At 34.6% G+C, this 20,860-nt stretch carries 19 protein-coding genes and 1 pseudogene; 11 read left to right on the forward strand and 9 right to left on the reverse strand.

All coding sequences use genetic code 11. The features are described 5' to 3' along the window. Nucleotides 1–41 precede the first annotated feature (41 nt). Together BLS90_RS13710 and BLS90_RS13715 are read right to left on the reverse strand one after the other, a co-directional pair. On the reverse strand, nucleotides 42–410 hold the full coding sequence (locus BLS90_RS13710; RefSeq protein ID WP_091258611.1) for a four helix bundle protein: 369 nt from the start codon (nucleotides 408–410) through the stop codon (nucleotides 42–44). A gap of 27 nt (nucleotides 411–437) precedes the next feature. Beyond that, entirely contained in the window at nucleotides 438–767 is a 330-nt protein-coding gene (locus BLS90_RS13715) for a HesB/IscA family protein (protein ID WP_091258613.1), read from the reverse strand. Between the two features lie 168 nt (nucleotides 768–935). Between BLS90_RS13715 and BLS90_RS13720 the strand changes: the two genes are divergently transcribed. The 4 genes from BLS90_RS13720 (at nucleotide 936) to BLS90_RS13735 (ending at nucleotide 5,843) form a co-directional block, all read left to right on the forward strand. Further along, nucleotides 936–1,796, forward strand: coding sequence for an MBL fold metallo-hydrolase (locus tag BLS90_RS13720; protein WP_091258614.1), 861 nt, complete (start codon nucleotides 936–938; stop codon nucleotides 1,794–1,796). 74 nt (nucleotides 1,797–1,870) lie between these two features. Further along, nucleotides 1,871–3,493, forward strand: a complete 1,623-nt coding sequence (locus BLS90_RS13725) for a S8 family peptidase (protein WP_091258616.1) — start codon at nucleotides 1,871–1,873, stop codon at nucleotides 3,491–3,493. Nucleotides 3,494–3,554: 61 nt separating this feature from the next. After that, nucleotides 3,555–5,426 (forward strand): M1 family metallopeptidase, encoded by a 1,872-nt coding sequence (locus tag BLS90_RS13730; RefSeq protein ID WP_091258655.1) that lies wholly within the window; start codon nucleotides 3,555–3,557, stop codon nucleotides 5,424–5,426. 24 nt (nucleotides 5,427–5,450) lie between these two features. Further along, the gene (locus BLS90_RS13735; RefSeq protein ID WP_091258618.1) at nucleotides 5,451–5,843 is read left to right on the forward strand and encodes a hypothetical protein; all 393 of its coding nucleotides are present in this window, start codon (nucleotides 5,451–5,453) and stop codon (nucleotides 5,841–5,843) included. A 67-nt stretch (nucleotides 5,844–5,910) separates the two neighbouring features. Here the strand turns inward: BLS90_RS13735 and BLS90_RS13740 are convergent, their stop codons facing one another. Both BLS90_RS13740 and BLS90_RS17165 read right to left on the reverse strand, forming a co-directional pair. Further along, nucleotides 5,911–7,116, reverse strand: coding sequence for an NAD(P)/FAD-dependent oxidoreductase (locus tag BLS90_RS13740; protein ID WP_091258619.1), 1,206 nt, complete (start codon nucleotides 7,114–7,116; stop codon nucleotides 5,911–5,913). A gap of 120 nt (nucleotides 7,117–7,236) precedes the next feature. Then, nucleotides 7,237–7,377: pseudogene (locus BLS90_RS17165) on the reverse strand (NAD-dependent epimerase); the annotation flags it as partial. Nucleotides 7,378–7,609: 232 nt separating this feature from the next. On the opposite strand from BLS90_RS17165, the gene BLS90_RS13745 reads away from it, so the two are divergent. From BLS90_RS13745 to BLS90_RS13765, 4 genes are all read left to right on the forward strand, one after another. Then, the gene (locus BLS90_RS13745; RefSeq protein ID WP_091258621.1) at nucleotides 7,610–8,095 is read left to right on the forward strand and encodes a hypothetical protein; all 486 of its coding nucleotides are present in this window, start codon (nucleotides 7,610–7,612) and stop codon (nucleotides 8,093–8,095) included. Nucleotides 8,096–8,203: 108 nt separating this feature from the next. Next, nucleotides 8,204–9,247 (forward strand): hypothetical protein, encoded by a 1,044-nt coding sequence (locus BLS90_RS13755; RefSeq protein WP_139171433.1) that lies wholly within the window; start codon nucleotides 8,204–8,206, stop codon nucleotides 9,245–9,247. A gap of 66 nt (nucleotides 9,248–9,313) precedes the next feature. After that, nucleotides 9,314–9,997 carry a hypothetical protein gene (locus BLS90_RS13760; RefSeq protein ID WP_139171434.1) on the forward strand — a complete coding sequence of 228 codons (684 nt, stop codon included), beginning with the start codon at nucleotides 9,314–9,316 and terminating at the stop codon, nucleotides 9,995–9,997. A 117-nt stretch (nucleotides 9,998–10,114) separates the two neighbouring features. Continuing rightward, complete coding sequence (locus BLS90_RS13765) at nucleotides 10,115–10,816, forward strand: hypothetical protein (protein ID WP_091258631.1); 702 nt, start codon at nucleotides 10,115–10,117, stop codon at nucleotides 10,814–10,816. A gap of 289 nt (nucleotides 10,817–11,105) precedes the next feature. On the opposite strand, the gene BLS90_RS13770 is transcribed toward BLS90_RS13765, so the two are convergent. After that, entirely contained in the window at nucleotides 11,106–12,044 is a 939-nt protein-coding gene (locus BLS90_RS13770; protein ID WP_091258632.1) for an L-threonine 3-dehydrogenase, read from the reverse strand. Between the two features lie 406 nt (nucleotides 12,045–12,450). Between BLS90_RS13770 and BLS90_RS13775 the strand changes: the two genes are divergently transcribed. Both BLS90_RS13775 and mfd read left to right on the forward strand, forming a co-directional pair. Continuing rightward, nucleotides 12,451–13,056 carry a hypothetical protein gene (locus BLS90_RS13775; RefSeq protein ID WP_091258657.1) on the forward strand — a complete coding sequence of 202 codons (606 nt, stop codon included), beginning with the start codon at nucleotides 12,451–12,453 and terminating at the stop codon, nucleotides 13,054–13,056. Continuing rightward, entirely contained in the window at nucleotides 13,049–16,417 is a 3,369-nt protein-coding gene (mfd, locus tag BLS90_RS13780; RefSeq protein ID WP_091258634.1) for a transcription-repair coupling factor, read from the forward strand. The genes BLS90_RS13775 and mfd overlap by 8 nt, the downstream gene beginning before the upstream one ends. 51 nt (nucleotides 16,418–16,468) lie before the next feature. On the opposite strand, the gene BLS90_RS13785 is transcribed toward mfd, so the two are convergent. From BLS90_RS13785 to BLS90_RS13800, 4 genes are all read right to left on the reverse strand, one after another. Further along, nucleotides 16,469–17,077 (reverse strand): hypothetical protein, encoded by a 609-nt coding sequence (locus tag BLS90_RS13785; protein ID WP_091258659.1) that lies wholly within the window; start codon nucleotides 17,075–17,077, stop codon nucleotides 16,469–16,471. An 84-nt stretch (nucleotides 17,078–17,161) separates the two neighbouring features. Further along, on the reverse strand, nucleotides 17,162–17,818 hold the full coding sequence (locus BLS90_RS13790) for an aspartate kinase (protein WP_091258636.1): 657 nt from the start codon (nucleotides 17,816–17,818) through the stop codon (nucleotides 17,162–17,164). A gap of 109 nt (nucleotides 17,819–17,927) precedes the next feature. After that, nucleotides 17,928–18,287: a YraN family protein gene (locus BLS90_RS13795; RefSeq protein ID WP_091258638.1), complete on the reverse strand. Its 360-nt coding sequence runs from the start codon at nucleotides 18,285–18,287 to the stop codon at nucleotides 17,928–17,930. 158 nt (nucleotides 18,288–18,445) lie between these two features. Next, nucleotides 18,446–19,342, reverse strand: coding sequence for a S66 peptidase family protein (locus BLS90_RS13800; RefSeq protein ID WP_175455490.1), 897 nt, complete (start codon nucleotides 19,340–19,342; stop codon nucleotides 18,446–18,448). 268 nt (nucleotides 19,343–19,610) lie between these two features. Between BLS90_RS13800 and BLS90_RS13805 the strand changes: the two genes are divergently transcribed. After that, on the forward strand, nucleotides 19,611–20,720 hold the full coding sequence (locus BLS90_RS13805; RefSeq protein ID WP_091258642.1) for an endonuclease/exonuclease/phosphatase family protein: 1,110 nt from the start codon (nucleotides 19,611–19,613) through the stop codon (nucleotides 20,718–20,720). The last annotated feature ends 140 nt before the right edge of the window (nucleotides 20,721–20,860 follow it).

Below are 20,860 nucleotides of genomic sequence, written 5' to 3' on the forward strand. Positions count from 1 at the left end.
GATTTAAAGATTTAAAGATTTAAAGATTCAAAAATTGAACATTAAACTTTATTATTTGTATCTAAATATTTAATAAAATTAGAAAGGTTTTGAGAAATTTCAATAGTTAAATTATAACTTTTTTGAATTTCTTCGTGATTGCAAAAACCTAACTCTCTGGATAATATCAACATATTTCTAACCTCAGCACAACTGCCTTGGGAGATTTTTAAATATCTTGTAAATTGTCTATTACTGTTGTATTCTGAACCTTCGGCAATGTTATTTGTAATTGAAACCACTGCTCTTTTTATTTGGTCCTTAAAACCAAATTCTTTTTCCAAGGATTTATTATTTAATAATTCAAAAACTAATTTAGTTAAGACAATACCTTTTTTATGAACATCAAATTCTTCAAATGATTTTGTCATACTATCATTAATCTTTTAATCTTTAAATTACAGCGAGAAACTCTCCCCACAACCACATGTTCTATTGGCATTAGGATTATTGAAAATAAATCCTTTACCATTAATTCCTCCTGAGAATTCTAATATTGTTCCGGCTAAATAAAGGAACGATTTTTTTTCGACTGCGATAGTAATATCGTTGTCTATGAATATTTTATCGTCTTCGTTTTTTGTTTTATCAAATTTTAAATCATAAGACAATCCAGAACATCCGCCGCTTTTTACACCAACTCTTACGTAGTCGATTGCAGCATCAAAACCATCATCTTTCATTAAATCGATGATTTTTTTTCTAGCAGTGTCAGAAACTTTTATCATAGCTTATATTGATTTTGTCTAAATTAAGGACAAAGATAGTGCATAAAAAGCTTTTTCCATAATTCATAACATTTTTATAACTAATCCTAAAATAGAAAAAAGCTATTTGATCCGACTAAAAGGATTTGAATTCCTTAACTTTGGCTCCGATCAAAAAACGCATAATATATGAAATTATATCCCATAGAAACCGGAAATTTTAAATTGGATGGCGGCGCCATGTTTGGTGTGGTGCCAAAAACAATTTGGAGTCGAACCAATCCCGCCGACGAAAACAATTTAATCGACATTGCGGCTCGTTGCTTGTTGATTGAGGATGGCAATAAATTGATTTTGATTGATACTGGTATGGGGAACAAGCAGTCCGATAAATTTTTTGGGTATTACTCGCTGTGGGGAACCCATTCCATGGATAAATCATTGGCTCAATATGGTTTTCATCGGGATGATATTACAGATGTTTTTATGACGCATCTGCATTTTGATCATTGTGGGGGAAGCGTGCAATGGAATGCGGATAAAACCGGTTATGAAGTCGCATTTAAAAACGCTAAATATTGGTCTAATGAAAATCATTGGGAATGGGCTACTAAACCTAATGTTAGAGAAAAAGCTTCTTTTCTCTCTGAAAATATTTTACCAATGCAAGAAAGTGGGCAATTGAATTTTATAAAAAGACCAGCAGGTGACTTTCTCTCGACCTCTGAGTTGGGGTTTGGCATCTTCTTTGCTGATGGACATACCGAGAAACAAATGCTTCCACACATTCAATATCAGGATAAAACTATTGTTTTTTGTGCTGATTTGTTGGCAACAGCCGGACATATTCCCATTCCTTACGTAATGGGCTATGATACCAGACCATTATTGACCATGCCAGAGAAGGAAAAATTCATGAATGCTGCCGCGGATCAGAATTATTATTTGTTCTTAGAACACGACGCACATAACGAAATCATTACAGTGGAACGAACAGAAAAGGGAGTTCGTTTAAAAGAACGTTTTTCCTGTAATGAAATACTAACATAGTGTTAAGGACGACTACAGTTGTAACAAAAAAAATTATTTTAGACAAATATTTCAAAAACTTAATATAAATCCAAATGAATACCATTAAACCTATTTACATTTCTGCTTTTGCCTTTTTGGTATTAGTAGGATGCGGAACCTCAAAACAAGTAGTAAATACTACTGGACTAGTTGCCATAAGTGCTCCTTTGAACATTGCAAAAAAAGCGCCAATTAAGGAAAATGACCTACAACGCTGGAGTCATTTAGATATTGTAACGGATACCATTCCAGGGATGAGCGTTGATAGAGTGTATGCTGAATTATTAAAAGGTAAAAAAGGCGTTCCAGTTATTGTTGGAATTTTAGATTCTGGAGTAGACATTGAGCATGAAGATTTAAAATCGGTGCTTTGGACCAATACCAAAGAAATCGCTGGAAACGGAATTGACGATGACAAAAATGGATATATCGATGATATCCACGGTTGGAATTTTCTTGGTGATAGTACCAAAGAGAATTTAGAATACGAAAGAATTGTAAAAGACAAAACCTTAGTCGATGAAGCGACGTATCAAGCTGCAAAAGCGCTGAATGACAAAAAAGTGGCTGATGCTGTTGCCGGAAAAACACGTTCAGAGCAAATGTTAGAAGCTATTGTTACTGGTGATGCTGTTTTGGTGAAACATTTTGGTAAACCGGTCTATACTATTGAGGAAGTAACTGCAATTGTTTCGCAAGAGCCTGCAACCCAAAAAAGTAAAGCGACAATGCAACAAATGCTTTCTTACGGTTTGCCAATAGCAGATTTGAAAGTTGCTGTTCAAAAACAATTAGACGAACAGGTTGCTCTTATTAATGGCGATCATCTTAAAACAGACTACCGTAAAGTGGTAGGTGATAATCCAAATGATATTACGGATACAAAATACGGGAATAATAATGTGATGGGACCAGACAAGAATGAAATTCTTCATGGAACACATGTTGCCGGAATTGTAGCTCAAACCAGAAACAATGCATTAGGTGGAGATGGAGTTGCTAATAATGTTCAAATTCTTACCATTCGTGCCGTACCAGATGGTGATGAGTATGACAAAGACATTGCACTTGGAATTCGTTATGCAGTTGATAATGGTGCTAAGGTAATCAACGGAAGTTTTGGAAAAAGTTTTTCTCCACACAAGCAATGGGTTTACGATGCTATAAAATATGCGGAGAAAAAAGATGTTTTGTTTGTTCATGCCGCTGGAAATGATGCTAAAGACATTGATTATGCAGAAAATTTCCCTAACGATTCTGAGGATAAAGTAACCGAGTTTGCTGATAATGTACTTACAATTGGTGCGTTAAACTATGAATACGGAAATAAGGTTGTAGCTCGTTTTTCTAATATTGGAAAAATTAATGTAGACGTTTTTGCTCCTGGAGTAAAAATATATGCTACCACACCAAACAACACTTACAAGTACTTACAGGGAACATCTATGGCTGCACCAAATGCTGCGGGAGTTGCTGCTTTAATTCGTTCTTATTATCCAAAATTATCTGCTAAACAAGTGAAACATATTTTGATGGATTCAGGAGTTGCCATTTCAACAGATGTAATTGTGGGTGGAAAAGCAACAGATACACGTTCCTTTACTACATTGTCTCAGTCAGGAAAGATCGTAAATGCTTACAATGCTTTTTTGATGGCAGAAAAAATGTCTAAATAATATTTAATGCATTCTCTATATGGAAGGACAATTTGTCCTTCCATTTTTATTTCAATCAAATATGAAAAAACTACTATTATTTTCTTTTATTACTTTAAGTTTTGGAAGTCTATCGGCTCAAAACACAGGTTATTGGCAACAGCACGTAGATTACAAAATGGATGTGACTATGGATGTATCCACTTATAGATACAAAGGCACACAGGAACTGGTTTATACTAATAATTCTCCTGATACTTTAAAAAAAGTGTATTACCACCTTTATAACAATGCTTTTCAGCCGGGAAGCGAAATGGATGCCAGAATCCAAAGTATAAGAGATCCAGATGCTCGAATGGTCAACAAGATTAAAGTAGGTTCAAATGAAATGAAGCAAAGCAGAATCAAAATGTTGAAACCTAACGAAGCAGGGTATCTGAATATTACTGATTTTAAGCAGGATGAAAGTACTGCCTCTGTAGAAACTAGAGGAACGATTCTAGAAGTTACTTTGGCTAAGCCAATAGCGCCCAACTCAAAGACTACTTTTACTTTAAATTTTGATGGTCAGGTTCCAATTCAAATTCGTCGTTCCGGAAGGAATAATGCCGAAGGAGTCGCACTTTCCATGGCACAATGGTATCCAAAAATGGCCGAATTTGATTTTGAAGGGTGGCATGCTGATCCCTATATCGCGAGAGAATTTCATGGTGTATGGGGAAATTTTGACGTTAGCATTACAATTGACAAGGATTACGTTTTAGGAGGTACTGGTTATTTGCAAAACAAAAACGAAATAGGTCACGGGTATCAAGATTCAGGCGTTGTCGTAACTGTACCTAAGAAAGTAAAAACATTGACATGGCATTTTAAAGCGCCAATGGTTCATGATTTTACTTGGGCTGCAGATAAAGAGTACATTCACGATGTAGTGAAAGGACCTAATAATGTCGACTTGCATTTCTTGTATAAGAATAATCCAAAATTTATAGAAAACTGGAAAAACCTACAGCCAAAAACAGCTCAGTTAATGGAGTTTTACAATAAAACAGTTGGCGATTATCCGTACAAGCAATACTCTGTAATTCAAGGAGGAGATGGTGGAATGGAATATGCCATGTGTACCTTAATTCTAGGACAAGGAAGTTTTGACGGATTATTAGGAGTAACTGCGCACGAAATGGCACATTCTTGGTTTCAGCATGTCTTGGCTAATAATGAATCAAAACACGGGTGGATGGATGAAGGATTCACTTCTTTTCTAGAAGATCTAGGGATGAATGAAATAGCCGATAAAAAAGTAGAAAATCCGTTTACGGGAGCGTACGCAGGTTATTTTTCAATGGTAAATTCCGGTAAAGAATTGCCGCAATCTACACATGCGGATCGTTTTGATGAAAACAGAGTCTACAGCATCACTTCGTATAGTAAAGGAGAACTTTTCCTAACACAGTTAATGTATTTGATCGGTAAAGAGAATCTAATGAAATCCTTAAAAAAATATTACAGCGATTTTAAATTCAAGCATCCCACACCCAATGATATCAAAAGATCAGCGGAAAGAGTCTCTGGAGCAAACCTCGATTGGTACTTGACGGATTGGACACAAACGACCAACACAATTGATTATGGGATTAGAGAACCAAGAGCTATTGGAGATAAAACGATTGTTACTTTAGAAAGAATAGGCAGAATGCCAATGCCACTTGACTTGTTAGTGGAGTATACGGATGGAACAATGGAAAGTTTTTATATTCCCCTTCGCATGATGAGTTTCAAAAAGGAAAATCCGAATCCTGCACTAAAAAGAACAGTTTTGGGGGATTGGGCTTGGGCATATCCTACCATGGAATTTATGATTGCTAAACCTAAAAGTACCATCAAAAAAATCACCATTGACCCAAGCGGTTTAATGGCGGATATTAAGAAGGATAACAATGTTTATAAGCAATAAATATTTAGTTGAAAATGTAATTTTATGGATATTAAATACAATCAAACTACAGCATCAATTGGGATCAAAGATGGTTTGAAAAATCATTTCTTTATTGTGAAGTTGCTATTGATTATAACTTTCATCAATGCAGTTTTAAATTTATCCAATGCACAGGTAGCTTTTGGATTTATGAAATTAATGTGGTTGTTTATTGGAATGGTTGCCGTTTTTGGACTAAGAATTTATTTTTTTAAAAAAACAGGTACAGATAAAATCCCAGTAGATGAAATAGTAGGAATCAAGGAACGTGTTTCATTTAGTAAAAAGATATATTTTATCCAATTGAAAAACGGGAAAACAAGAGACCTGTTAGAAGTTAAATCGGAATCACAGTTTAAAGAAGTAAAAAAACTGTTAACAGAGATTAAATTATAAGTATAGAAAAAGCCGCGAAAAATATTTTTTTGCGGCTTTTTTAAATACCTTTGAAAGAGGTTTACAATTATCTGCGAAATTTAAAATAGTCGGCTAATGGATGTTTCTTGTTTTTTAGCATTTCTGAAACAAGTTCCATTCCAATAACTGAAAACGTGATGCCATTTCCGCCAAATCCCAAAACAAAATAAGCACTTGTAAAATTTGGATGTTTGCCAATGTAAGGTAGGCCATCTTTAGTCTCGCCAAAAGTACCCGCCCAAACAAAATCCATTCTGAAATCATAATCAGGTAAAATTTTCTTCAGATATTTAGTCAATTTATCGGACTTTTCGTTGAGTAAGGAATCTCTTTTTGCAGCGTCTACAAAATCTTCATCTTCGCCACCAATGAGCAATCGGTTGTCATCCGTGGTTCGCATATACATATAAGGCTCCGCTGTATTCCAAAAAAGAGTATCGTTAAGATATGATTGGTCGTCCTCAAACTGTTCTCCCACTATGGCATAAGTAGAAAGTAATTTTACAAATTTGTCTTTAATGATTTCAGTACTTTCAAAACCGTTGCAATAGATTATTTTTTTGGCAGTAATACTAGTTCCATGTTCGGTTAGAACGGAAACGCCATTTTGTTTGTAAGTAACTTTTTTGATGTCGGTTTTATCAAAAATCTGCAATCCCTTTTCGTGATTGTACGCTAGAATATCGTGAGCTAAGTGGAAAGCATCTATGCTGCCGCCTTGTTCCGATAAGATTCCACCATGCGAATGTTTGATGTGAAATTTTTTATCAATTTCATCGGCTTCGAGCCATTTTACAGGCATATCAATTTTTTTTCGAGCTTCGAATTCTTTTTTTAACCATACAACATCCTTTTTTAATGCGGCAAAATAGAGTGATTCTTTTTTCTCAAATCCACAATCAGATTTTACTTGTTGCACTATTTTTTTCAAATCATCAATCGATTTATAGCATGCCCAGTAACTGTCAACGGCAGCTTTTTCGCCAATCAAATCTATAAGTTGGTACAGCGGCACGTCAATCTCATACTGTAACATGGATGTCGTAGCCGATGTGCTTCCATGACCAATTTCTCTGCGATCGATCAGTACGGTTTTGTAACCATCTGCCATACATTGATGCGCTATAAGACTGCCGGTTATTCCGCCTCCTACGATTAGAATTTCCGCCTCCAGATTTTCTCGTAATGACGGATACGAGTTGATGATTCCGTTTTTAACCAACCAAAAAGGTTCACTTGATTTTAGTTTCATGGCGCTCAGGTTTTTATCAAATTTAGTTAAAAAAAAATAATTTTAAAAAAAATTCGGGTTTCAAAAAACTAGATTTTTACCCTAATTTTTTAAAACCCGAATTCTATATAAATAAAAGTATTATACTTTTTCAGCACTCAAATTTTTCAACATATCCACTGTCATCGTTTCCAAATCAAATTCTTGTTTCCATCCCCAGTTATTTCTGGCTTCAGCATCATCAATACTCGCTGGCCAGCTGTCAGCGATTTTTAATAAAAATGATTAAATTATCAATGATGATTTTCTTATCTAATTTTGTAAGCACTATTAAATTCATTTTTTTGGTTGTAAAACTGATCAATAACTCTCTTTAAAATATCATTAAAAGTGGGTATATGTTTGATGGTTTGCTTTTTATACATTTGTTTATCAGTAGTTAAGAAAGACTAATTTTAAAATTAAAAATTATGAAACAAACAAACTTAAAAACTATCTTGGCAGGCTAATTCTCTTGTTTATTGTAACTGTTACATTAAGTAATTGTCAAGCAGGAGAGGATTTTTTTGAAGATAATGATCCAGTAAGTATTGCCTATAAAGAAGAAATTAAGCGTTATCCAATAGAGCTAAAATTAAGCACTAATAAGAAAAAGTTAGATAAAGTAGAGGACTTGTCAAACGCAATAAATCCTAATTCATTAAAAATATATGATTTAAATTCTACTCAAAAAGTATTAATTGTGGATGTGAGTAATTTAAATGGATTAGAAACTTCATTTGTAACAAAGGCGATTTTTTTCTTGAATAAAAATAAAATCATAAGATCAAGACTTGTAACTATCAATGATGCCGATACCGTGATGGATAAAAATGAATTAATACTATCTGTTTTAAATACAGCTAAAGATAAAAAACAATACAATGGAATAGTATCTTTTTATAATCCTTTTCAAGAGATACTGCAAAAAAATGTTTATCAAAACGGTAAATTAGTTTAAAACCAAGTTTTAAGCAGTAGTAGTAATAACCCAAATTCTTAGACGAATGGCTGTGTTGCGTGGTATTGGGTAACAACCTATGCTAGTGGTCAACAAACATGGAGTTATTTGTACACCATTTGTTCCTGTGAGGAAAACACATACAGAATTAGTTGTGGGGGTAATGGCGGCGGATCAGGATCAGGATCAGGACCTGAATTCCCAGCTAATCCTGAGGAGAATAAAGAAGTTGACTATTTCTCTCCAGAAGGAGAACACATTCGCTATCAATTTAAAAATAACGTTTGGCGAATTGTCCTTATGAGTTTACCAGAAGTTGTTGTAAAAGCCAAATCGTCAACATATCCTTACTTAATATTTAACTGGCCTCAAGATCAAAGAAAAGTATATAATGCAGGAATGGTTTTTACTTTTGAGTCTGAAACAAATACATGGAATGGTGTGCTTGCAACAGATGCAATAATAGCACAAGCCATAGAAGATAAAATTGACGACTCCTTGCTTGATTCTTGTCTAAAAGGGATTATGGAGCAACTTAAAATGGCTACAAACGCAGATATAGCAAATGTAATGGCAAAACTGGATGCGACAAATGTGTATAATTTGACTATGAAAATGGGAACTGTAAACCCCGGGAAATATGCAGCAACAACTAAAGTCTCAAAAAACAACTACTTAGTTACTGTAACACAAAATGATTTTACCACGGCATCAAAATTGTACAGAGCTACTGCTTTATTACACGAAACAATACATGCATATATGTTAAGTATAGTAGATGATTACAATACCTATCCAACCAATGCGCCGTTTACAGATTTTCCTGAATTATTCAAAATCTACGTAAGCAAAATCAATAACGTAGACAATGCAGAGATCGCCCAGCATGAAGATATGGCTAACAAATATATTGATGCAATGGCATCCGCATTAGAAGAATATCAAAAAAGCACCACGGGTATTCCAAGTTCTCTCGCAGACAAGCAAGTTTTTTTGGATATGGCTTGGAGTGGTTTGCAAGGTACTGCTGTATATAATAAAAAATCTCAGGAAGGAATTATAGACGACACAAGAATAACCGCCAGAATTGGTGCGGAACTTAACGGTGTCTATTCTCAAGGACAATATGCTGTAGGGCAACCATGTAATTAAATGAAACTGGAATGCGTCGAGATATCATACTCATTTTCGACCATATAACAAATAAATACAAATCATATGAAACGTCTACATTTTATAATCATTGTTGTAATCCTTATGGTAGGTTGTGCATCTAGATCTGACAAAAGTATAGTTGTACCCACTGATCCTATCAATCAGATTAATGACACACTTAGAGAAAAACATGCAGTAATCAATGATTTTTTAGAAACAAAAATTAAAGATCGTTCTAAAAAAATTATGATTCATAGCAAGAAAATCAATACTAATATGACTTTGAAAATTCTTAGACTAAATGAGATTTATGCTTTGGATTCAATAGACAGCAAAAAAAAATATGAAGATAAAACATTCTATAAAGAAGTAGACTGGGAAATAGCCCGGAAAAAATACAGCAAAAACTCAGTAGCAGAAATAGAAAATGCTACTTTTAGAGGAGGAGAATGTTGCTGGGTTACGGAGAATTTTAATTATAAAAATCTCATTTTTGAAGAATTAGATTTTGGCACACCAGCTTATGAAAAAAAGTACTTTTTTGGTTTAAATGTGTATGGGTATAAGTTGGAAGACTTTTATATTTCGGAGCCTATATATTATCAAAATAAAGAATATCTCATTTTTACTTTTTCCCATGGAAATGTATTTCCAACTTATGAAATTTCTACAAGAATTATAATTTATAAAAATATAAACGGCAAATGGGTTCAAACGCATATAGGGGTGCCTAATTGGATAAGTTGAAATTAAGTTTACGATCAAGGACAATATGCTGTAGGGCAACCATGTAATTAAATGAAACTGGAATGCGTCGAGATATCACACTCATTTTCGACCATATAACAAATAAATACAAATCATATGAAACGTCTACATTTTATAATCATAGCCGCAATTCTTATGATAAGTTGTGCTCCCAAATACGACAAGAGCTTAGGTGTACCCACTAATCCAATCAGTAAGATTAATGACACACTCAGTGAAAAATATGTAGTTGTCAGTGATTTTCTAGACACAAAAATTAAAGATCGTTCTAAAAAAATTATGATAATGAGTCAAAAAATAAATACTAATATGACCTTGAGAATTCTTAGATTAAATGAGATTTACGCTTTGGATTCAATAGACAGCAAAAAAAATTATGAAGATAAAACATTCTATAAAGAAGCAGACTGGGAAATAGCAAGGAAAAAATACAGTAAAAACTCTGTAACAGAAATAGAAAATGCTACTGATAGAGGAGGAGCATGTTGCTGGGTCGCAGATAATTTTAATTATAAAAATGTAATCTTTGAAGAATTACGTATTGGCTCAACAGCTTTTATTGAAAAGTATATGTCTTCCAAATTAACAGATATTGAGAAGAATATTTTCGGCACGCTTAATTATGATTTTTATTCTTTTTCGGAGCCTATATATTATGAAAATAGAGAATGTCTGATTTTTACTTTTCATAAAGGCTATATTGATGGTTTGAGCGGTAGTTCCGAAATTATAATATATAAAAAGAAAAAAGGCAAATGGGTTCAAACTCATATAGGAGTGCCTAATTGGATAAGTTAAAATGGAGTTGAAATAAATTATTAAGATGAAAAAATATGTTTACTTTTACTTTTACCTCCGCCTCTCCCCGTTGGGACTAGCGACTAGCTTGTGAGCTATAAGGCTAAAACAGAAAGTTAGAATATTACAATTCTTTTATAGATAGTAAAACGTCCAAATTTTGTTTCATAGAGATGAACTGATACATATCAACTACACGAGCTACAAGTTTTACTCGTTAAAAATAAAAAATAAATATAAAAAAGGCCGCAAAATATAATTTTGCGGCCTTTTTTTATTGTTAAATGATTTACTTCAAATGCTCCAACATATCCGTTGTCATCGTTTCCAAATCAAACTCATGTTTCCATCCCCAGTCTTTTCTGGCCTCAGCGTCATCAATACTCGCTGGCCAGCTGTCAGCGATTTTTTGACGAAAGTCCGGCTCATAAGTGATGGTAAATTCAGGAATGTGTTTTTTGATTTCGGCAGCAATCTCCGTTGGCGTAAAGCTCATAGCTGCCAAATTGTATGCTGAATGAATTTTTATTTGGTCTGCCGGAGCTTGCATTATTTGGATGGTCGCAGCAATGGCATCGTCCATATACATCATCGGCATTTTGGTTTCTGAGGATAAAAAGCATTCGTATGTTTTATCCGAAAGTGCTTTGTGAAAAATATCCACTGCATAATCAGTAGTTCCACCACCAGGAGGCGATGACCAGCTGATTAAACCCGGATAACGGATGCTTCGTACATCTACACCAAAAATATTATGGTAGTATTCACACCATCTTTCGCCCGCTTGTTTGCTGATTCCGTACACCGTTGAAGGTTCCATAATCGTGTATTGTGGCGTATTTTCTTTAGGAGTGGTTGGTCCAAAAACGGCAATACTCGAAGGCCAGAATATTTTTTTTATTTTTCCGGCTTTCGCCAAATTCAAAACGTGAAACAACGAATTCATATTTAAATCCCAAGCAAATGCAGGATTTTTCTCGGCTGTTGCCGATAACAATGCGGCCATCAAATATACTTCGTCGATTTGGTGTACTTCGACCAAATGTTCAATTTGATTAAAATCCAAAGCGTTCACGACTTCAAATGGACCGGAATTCACCACATCAATATTTAGCTTTCGGATATCCGAAGCAATTACATTTTCGGTTCCGTAAATGGAGCGCAATTTTTGCGTAAGCTCCGTTCCTATTTGGCCACAAGCGCCTATAATCAATATTTTAGTACTCATTTTTATCTGTTTTGAAAAACAAAGATAACGTTTTCGCAAATAACATAATTTTGATATAAACGATGATAAATATCTTAAAATGATAGTAATACTTTAGATGATTTACTAATTGTCCTTTTTTTTAAATATAAAAAATGCTGCTGGGCTATAAATTTAGTAGTCCAAAATGTGATTTGCACTCAACGATTAATTTTACCAAAATATCGTACTAAAAATTCTAAAATTGCTTTGGTGTGATTTCAAGTTTATTTTGTGAGATATTACCTTTTTTGATACCTTTATTTGTAGGCTGTTTAACCTGAAATAAAACACTTTTTAAGGAGGCAAAAAAGTGTAAAGCAATCCTATTTCTGGAATTCGTTATTGTAAATTTACTTTGTAACTTTGTGCTTTAATGAAATTAAAAATGAAATACAATTTAGCCGTGTTCTTTTCGCTGATTTTCCTTTTGTTATCTTGTAAAGATGACAATCAAAAACGCATTGCGGAGAATGAAAAAGCGATCCAAAGAAGAGAAATCATATTTACAAATGTACAGAAAGGATGGGTTTTCTACGACACTCCGGTAACAGAAGCTTCTGAAAACAGTGTAGCAACTTGGAGTGAATGGCGAATTTTTTTAGCAGAATTAGCGCAAAAACCCAAAAAAACGATTGGTGCTTTTCAGCAAAAATCAAAGTCGCTTACTAAAAAAGCAATGGCTTTAAATGACAATATTCCTTTTGAATTTAGCAAACCACAGATAAAAAGCAGGATTTCGACCTTAATTACTAAAGTTCAAATGCTGGATTTATTTCTTAATCTAGATAATATTCCAGATAAAAAAGTGACGCAGTTAGTTGCTGAAATTAATTTGGAACTCGTTTCCTTACAAAGACAAATGGACAAAATTGTTGACAAAAGTAACATTCCAGTCGAAGAAGGAGAATCTGACTTATTGAAAATGATGGACACCTCAAGAGCCATTCCTAATACACCAATCATAGATCCAAATATACCACGCGTTGAGTAAAAAAATCTTATACCATACCTACGATAATTCGCCAAAAACCCAGCAAATAGTTGCACGGTTATTAGAAAATAATCAAGTAAAAATGCAGTTGTCAGGACTTTTGGGTTCTGCAGTTTCGTTTGTAATTCGTTCCGTTTTCAAACAGTCGGAGCTTCCTTTTTTAGTTATTTTAAACAATAAAGAGGAAGCGGCGTATTACTTGAACGATTTGGAACAAATGATTGGGGAGCAAGATGTGCTATTTTATCCCGGTTCATTTCGCCGCCCGTACGAAATTGAAGATACGGATAATGCGAATGTTTTGCTTCGCGCCGAAGTGTTAAACCGAATCAATTCCCGCAAAAAGCCGGCCGTTATTGTTACGTATCCTGAAGCCTTGTTCGAAAAAGTGGTCACCCGAAAAGAACTGGATAAAAACACACTTAAAGTAACCGTTGGTGATAAGATTTCGATTGATTTTATTAACGAAGTATTATTCGAATACGAATTTAAAAGAGTTGATTTTATTACTGAACCTGGAGAATTTTCTGTTCGTGGAGGAATTGTTGACGTGTTTTCATTTTCGAATGATAATCCGTACCGAATTGAGTTTTTTGGCGATGAAGTGGAAAGCATCCGTACGTTTGATGTTGCGACTCAATTGTCAATTTTACAACAGAAGAAAATCACGATAATCCCAAATGTGGAAAATAAAGTTTTTCAGGAAAACCGAGAAAGTTTCTTAGATTATATTTCGGAGAAAACAGTGATTTTCATTCAGAACACCGAAGATTTTTTATTGCAATTGGACAAACAATTTGGCAAAGCCGAAGAAGCTTTCGCAAAATTGTCGCAGGAAATAAAGCGGTCTTCGCCAGAACAATTGTTTTTGAACCAAGCAGAATTTATAAAAAGAGCGTTAGATTTCCCCATTGTGGAATTGAGTTCAAAAGCTATTTTTAAAACCAACAAAAAATTTGAATTTCACATTCAGCCACAACCGTCGTTTAATAAACAATTTGATTTGTTGCTGAATAATCTGAATGAAAATCATTTTAATGGTTACAAAAATTACTTGTTTTGTTCGAATGAAGCGCAGGCAAAACGATTTCATGATATTTTTGAAACGTTGGATGAAGCGAATTCTGAGAATATCCGCAAGCAATACAACACCATTGTTTTGCCTTTGTACCAAGGATTTATTGACGAAGAAAACCAAATAACCTGTTACACTGACCACCAGATTTTTGAACGGTACCATAAATTCAATATTAAAAACGGTTATTCGAAAAAGCAGAATATCACGTTAAAAGAACTCACGACCTTAGCTGTTGGTGATTATGTGACGCATATTGACCACGGAATTGGACGATTTGGAGGACTGCAAAAAATACAGGTTGAAGGCAAAATACAAGAAGCCATCAAGCTCGTTTATGCTGATAATGACATTGTGTATGTAAGCATCCATTCGCTGCATAAAATTTCGAAATACAACGGAAAAGACGGAACGCCACCCAAAATTTACAAATTGGGTTCAAATGCTTGGAAGATTTTAAAGCAAAAAACTAAGGCACGCGTCAAACATATTGCATTTAATTTGATTCAATTGTATGCCAAAAGAAGACTTGAAAAAGGATTCCAATTTGCGCCCGACAGTTATTTGCAAAATGAACTAGAAAGTTCTTTTATGTACGAAGATACGCCGGATCAAACCAAATCTACGGCAGAAGTAAAAGCCGATATGGAAAGTGATCGTCCGATGGATCGCTTGGTTTGTGGAGATGTAGGTTTTGGTAAAACTGAAGTCGCTATTCGTGCGGCTTTCAAAGCAGTGGATAATAGTAAACAAGTGGCAATTTTGGTTCCCACAACCATTTTGGCATACCAACATTACCGAACCTTTACAGAACGATTGAAGGATATGCCGGTTTCTATTGGGTATTTGAATCGTTTTAGAACGGCCAAACAAAAAGCAGAAACCTTAAAGTTATTAGCCGAAGGAAAACTTGATATTTTGATTGGAACACACCAATTGGTTAGCAAAAATGTAGTTTTCAAAGACCTTGGATTGTTGATTGTGGATGAAGAACAAAAATTTGGCGTCAATGTAAAAGACAAGCTAAAAACGATTGCGGCCAATGTGGATACCCTGACATTGACAGCAACGCCAATTCCTAGAACCTTGCAGTTTTCACTGATGGCTGCCCGTGATTTATCCGTGATTACAACGCCTCCGCCCAATCGTTATCCTATAGAAACAAACGTAGTTGGTTTTAGTGAAGAGATGATTCGGGATGCGATTTCGTATGAAATTCAGCGCAACGGACAGGTTTTTTTCATTAATAATAGAATAGAAAACATCAAGGAAGTGGCCGGAATGATTCAGCGTTTGGTCCCAAATGCCAAAGTTGGAATTGGTCACGGCCAAATGGATGGAAAAAAACTCGAGGAATTAATGTTGGCTTTCATGAACGGAGAATTTGATGTTTTGGTAGCAACAACAATTATCGAAAGCGGTTTAGACGTTCCTAATGCGAATACGATTTTTATCAACAATGCCAATAATTTCGGATTGTCTGATTTGCATCAAATGCGCGGTCGAGTAGGACGTAGCAACAAGAAAGCATTCTGTTATTTTATTTGTCCACCATATTCCGCGATGACTGATGATGCCAGAAAACGAATTCAGGCTTTGGAACAATTCAGCGACTTGGGAAGCGGATTCAATATTGCGATGAAAGATTTAGAGATTCGCGGTGCCGGAGATTTATTAGGAGGTGAGCAAAGTGGTTTCATCAACGAAATTGGTTTTGATACGTACCAAAAAATAATGAACGAAGCCATTGACGAATTGAAAGAAAATGAATTCAAAGATTTGTATCCGGAGGAAAATAATTTGGAAACCAAAGAATACGTCAAAGACTTGCAAATCGACACTGATTTTGAGCTGTTGTTTTCTGATGAATACATCAATAATGTTTCGGAGCGATTGAGTTTGTATAATGAATTAGGTACTGTAAAAAACGAGGAAGAATTAATCGTATTCCAGAACAAATTAATTGACCGTTTTGGTCCAATGCCACCACGTGCCAAAGCGTTAATGAATAGTATTCGTATCAAATGGATTGCGACCCGCATTGGAATCGAAAAATTAGTGATGAAACAAGGCAAGATGATTGGGTATTTCATTTCGGATCAACAATCAGATTATTACCAATCCAAACGTTTTCAGGATGTGTTACAATTTGTGCAAAAACACAGTTCTATTTGTAAAATGAAAGAGAAACAAACGCCGGCTGGATTAAGACTTTTGTTAACTTTTGACAATGTGAAAAATACAAGAACAGCATTGGAATTGATGGAGTTGTTGGGTGGGGAATAAGACATTACTAAAGCTTCCAGCCTTCAAAAGGCTGGAAGCTTTCTTTTGAACTTACTCCATAATCAATCCTTCAATTTCATCCAAATTTGGATTACTAGAATGGTAGTATTTAAAATTTTCTAAATCATGAAAATATTCTATAACCTTTTCTCTTTGTAATTTTGTCTTCTTGTTTGAGATAACTGTCCCATAAGAAGTCCAAGGATATTCTATGATGTGTTCTGTAAACTTATGATGAACCGGATTATTGTGGATATAAAAAACAAGTTTTTGGAAGTAAGTTTCTGAATTAACTACTTTTCGCCTAAAGTTTTTCTCAAATAAACTACCTGTCCTGTTATATCGTTTATTCATGGCTAAAGTATAAGCATTGAATAAATTTGAAAACTGTTTTGAAGCAATAACTATTTTTGGTTTATCAGTTGAAGAGTATTCTAATTTTGTACTATCAATTTCTTCAGTTTCTTTGATGTACACCAAAATGTGAAAATGATTTTTCATCAAACACCAAGCATAAGTTTCTGCTACGGGGTCAATGTATTTCTCGTATAACCTCAAAAAATGTTTATAGTTCTCAATTTCATAAAACAAATCGATTCCATTATTGCCTCTATTATAAATATGATAGTATTTACCGTTTTCAAGAGGAATTGGATTCATAATATTTTTTAGTTTAAAAGCTTCTTTCAATTTAAAGCTTCCAGCCTTCAAAAGGCTGGAAGATTTTTTGATTAGCGGAGTTTTCTAATTCTTCAAATCCTTAATCACTTTAAAAGCAACATCAACTTGTTCTTCACTCACTAAAATGGTAAACTCGTTTGAAGTCGAAATCACTTCGTTTATGATAATTCCTTCCCAAGCCAAACGTTGAAAAATGAAATAGTAAATCCCCGGAACGACAATGTTTTCTTTGGGTAATTTTACTGTAATCGAAGCCAAGTTATCCAGTTTTTGAATCAGTTTTTCAGTGGAAAAATGCTTGTCTACTAAGTGATTAATGCTGTTACTAACTACAATATTAGTTTCATTTACACCTCTGGAAGAAGTGTAAAAAATATCAGGTAACGTATTAATATCTGTAATTAAATCGGCTTGTTTGTTCAAAACGGTGTCGGAAGCAGCAAAAGTGTAGTCAGTCAAAGCGGAACGAACGGTGATTTCCCCGATATTTTTGATGACTTTATTGATCTTGTGATTTAACCTAAAATCCAGTTCTTCTGTTAGTCTTTTTAAAGCCATAACAACGGCTCCTTGTTTTACTTCCTTGCCAAATTCACTTTCTAATTCGGTCATTATGTTTCGGGATAATGAGGTCAGATTGATGATACCTAATGACAATGCATTCAGCAAAAAAGGCTTTGTTTTGATGTAGTTTTCTACAATGGAAGAAACAGTTTTCATGATGTAATTTTTTTAGTTGGTTGTTATTATACGCGTAGTTAGTGTGTAAATAAGACGCAAATATAAATAAAAAACAATTTGTTACAAATATAACATCAAGAAAAAACGTTTAAAAGTGATAAAAAGCATCGATAAGATGCTCAATTACAAAAGATTTACCTTCTTTATGGATGGCTATTATGTCAAAACGGACTTCAATATCTAAATTTCTTTCGTTGACAAACGCATCAACGGCCTTTACAAGAAGCTGAATTTTTTTTGGTTTTACAAAATCCTGAGGCAAGCCAAATTCCAAAGAGGAACGGGTTTTTACTTCAACAACAGCAAGTGTGTTTCCTTTTTGGGCGAGAATATCTATTTCGGCTTTTTGGAACGTCCAGTTCGTTTGCAAAATCGTGTAACCGTCTTTGCGTAGAAATTCAATTGCCATTTCTTCTCCAAGTTTTCCGAGTTCATTGTGTTCCGCCATAAAAAGTCTTCTTTTAAGGTTCAGATATTTAGTTTTTAAACTTCAACAAGGAATCCCCAGTATTCGGGACTTTAATCTATAATCAAAATTTAGTTGTACAGCAATTATCCTGAGTGTACTTTCTTTTTGTCTCTCCCTCCTTCGGAGGGAGGATTTCTTTATTCAAAAACCAGTGTACTACTTTTATCGTTGACATTTATCGTCACATTATTCCCTAAAATCAAGGCTCTATTATCTTGAATATGACCTGCAGGAAAATTGTACATAATAGGAATATTGTACTTTTTGGTAACATCTTCTATAATTTCCATTGCATTTTTCCCCCACGGAATATCATTATCTTTCATTTTTGTCATGGAACCCACAACAATTCCTTTAATGCTTTCCAGACAACCATTTCGTCTTAAATTCATCATCATGCGGTCAATATGATACAAATATTCATCTAAATCTTCGATAAACAAGATTTTATCAGAACAATCAATAGCGGATGGAGAACCAAACAAACTATACAGAATCGATAAATTTCCACCCACTAATTCTCCGGTGGCTTTTCCAGGTCTGTTCATCAGGAAAGGATCTATTTCGTAAGACAGTTTTTCGCCAAATAAAGCAATTCGCAAGGTTTCTATGGCTTGGGGAGTTGCTCTTGGAGCGGTTATTGGCATGATTCCGTGAATGGATTTGTAACCCATAGTATTCAGATGATTGTGTAAAACGGTCACATCACTGAAACCTACAATCCATTTTGGATTTTCTTTGAAAGCAGTAAAATCTAATAAATCAATTATTCGTACAGTTCCGTATCCACCTTTTACGCACCAGATGGCTTTGATATTTGGATTGTCCAATTGCTGCTGAAAATCTGCGGCACGTTGTTCGTCGGTTCCAGCTAACTGATTGTTGTCTAAACCTATTGTGCTGCCAATGACTACTTCTAAACCCCAACTTTTCAATAAAGCAATAGCGGGTTTCAAGTTGTCATCTGTATTTTTTCTGGCTGTTGCCAAAATTGCTACGGTATCTCCTTTTTGTAAATTGGGTGGTGTAATCATGTTGTATTGGGCTTGACTGTTGAAAGATTGTAAAACAAAAATAAGCAATAGAAATTGATATAATATAGGACGGCGAGGTGTAAAAGTAAATCGGTTTTTGATCATGCTTGAATGCTTTTCTGAAAAAATTCTAGTTGGAATGTGTTTAAATGATTAAAACAAAGATAGACAATTAGAAAATAATTCTAAGTTCAGGTTCAAATGACTATTTTTACAATAGCCAGATTCAAAGAGGAATCTAATCACCGACTGGAAATAAATAGCATTTATGAGAATTACGCACTGGATTCCTATTCTTTTTTTATTTTTTCCAATACTAAAATCTAATGCGCAACAGAAAAAATACGTTATTCATACGGTGGCGTTTTATAATTTCGAAAACCTTTTTGACACTATAAATGATCCAGATACTTTTGATGAAGAGTGGACGCCAACAGGTTTGCAGCGCTGGACGTATGATAAATACGAAAAGAAACTAGGAAACCTAGCTCGTATTTTAGCCGAAATAGGTTCGGCTGAAAACACAGATTCGCCTACATTTATTGGCGGCTGCGAAATAGAAAACAGAAGCGTGCTGGAGGATTTAGTCAAGCAACCCAAACTAATCGAGAAAGACTACGGAATCATCCATTTTGATTCTCCAGACAAAAGAGGAATTGATGTGGCGTTGTTGTACCAAAAAAAGAAATTCCAACCCACGAGTTATAACAATATTCCGTTATACATTTATAAAGAAGGAACTGTTACGAATGAAAGTTCCAAAGCCAGTTCAGAAGAAAAAACAGATGACGAATTGCAAATCAGCACCAAAAATTATAGGGTTTACACTAGGGATCAATTATTAGTAACGGGATTTCTTGATGGTGAGGAAATTAATATTATCGTGAATCATTGGCCGTCGCGTTCTGGCGGAGAGAAGAAATCAAGTCCGTTTCGCGAAGCCGCCGGTGCATTAAACCGAAAAATTATTGATTCGCTGCAACGCATCAATCCAAATGCAAAAGTGATTACGTTGGGTGATTTGAATGATGGACCGTATAATAAAAGTGTTAAAATTGGGCTTGGCGCCAAAGCAAAAAAGGCAGAAGTACTTCCGTTTGGAATTTACAATCCATTCGAAGAAATGGCCAAAAAGGGATTTGGAACCATCGCATTTCGAGATGCATGGGATGTTTTTGACCAAATAATGGTTTCCGAAACCTTACTGCAAACGGATTATTCGAGCTTTCGATTTTGGAAAGCAGGAATTTATAACAAGTCGTTCTTGATACAAACCAGTGGACAATACAAAGGCTATCCGTTGCGGCATTCCACCACCGAAATAGGTTTCAGCGACCATTTTCCTGTCTATATTTATTTGATTAAGGAAAAAAAATAACGTTTTAATATTTCATAACATTGTTGTCCGATAAAAATAATCGGAACGTTATTTTTTCTTTGTTTTTCAAGGCTTGACGAGGTTTAAACCTAGTTCAGCTTGTTTTTTACTACTTTCCTGAGAATTCGATGTACTAAAAA

The organism is Flavobacterium omnivorum (assembly GCF_900099915.1).
GTDB classification, from domain to species: Bacteria; Bacteroidota; Bacteroidia; order Flavobacteriales; family Flavobacteriaceae; genus Flavobacterium; species Flavobacterium omnivorum.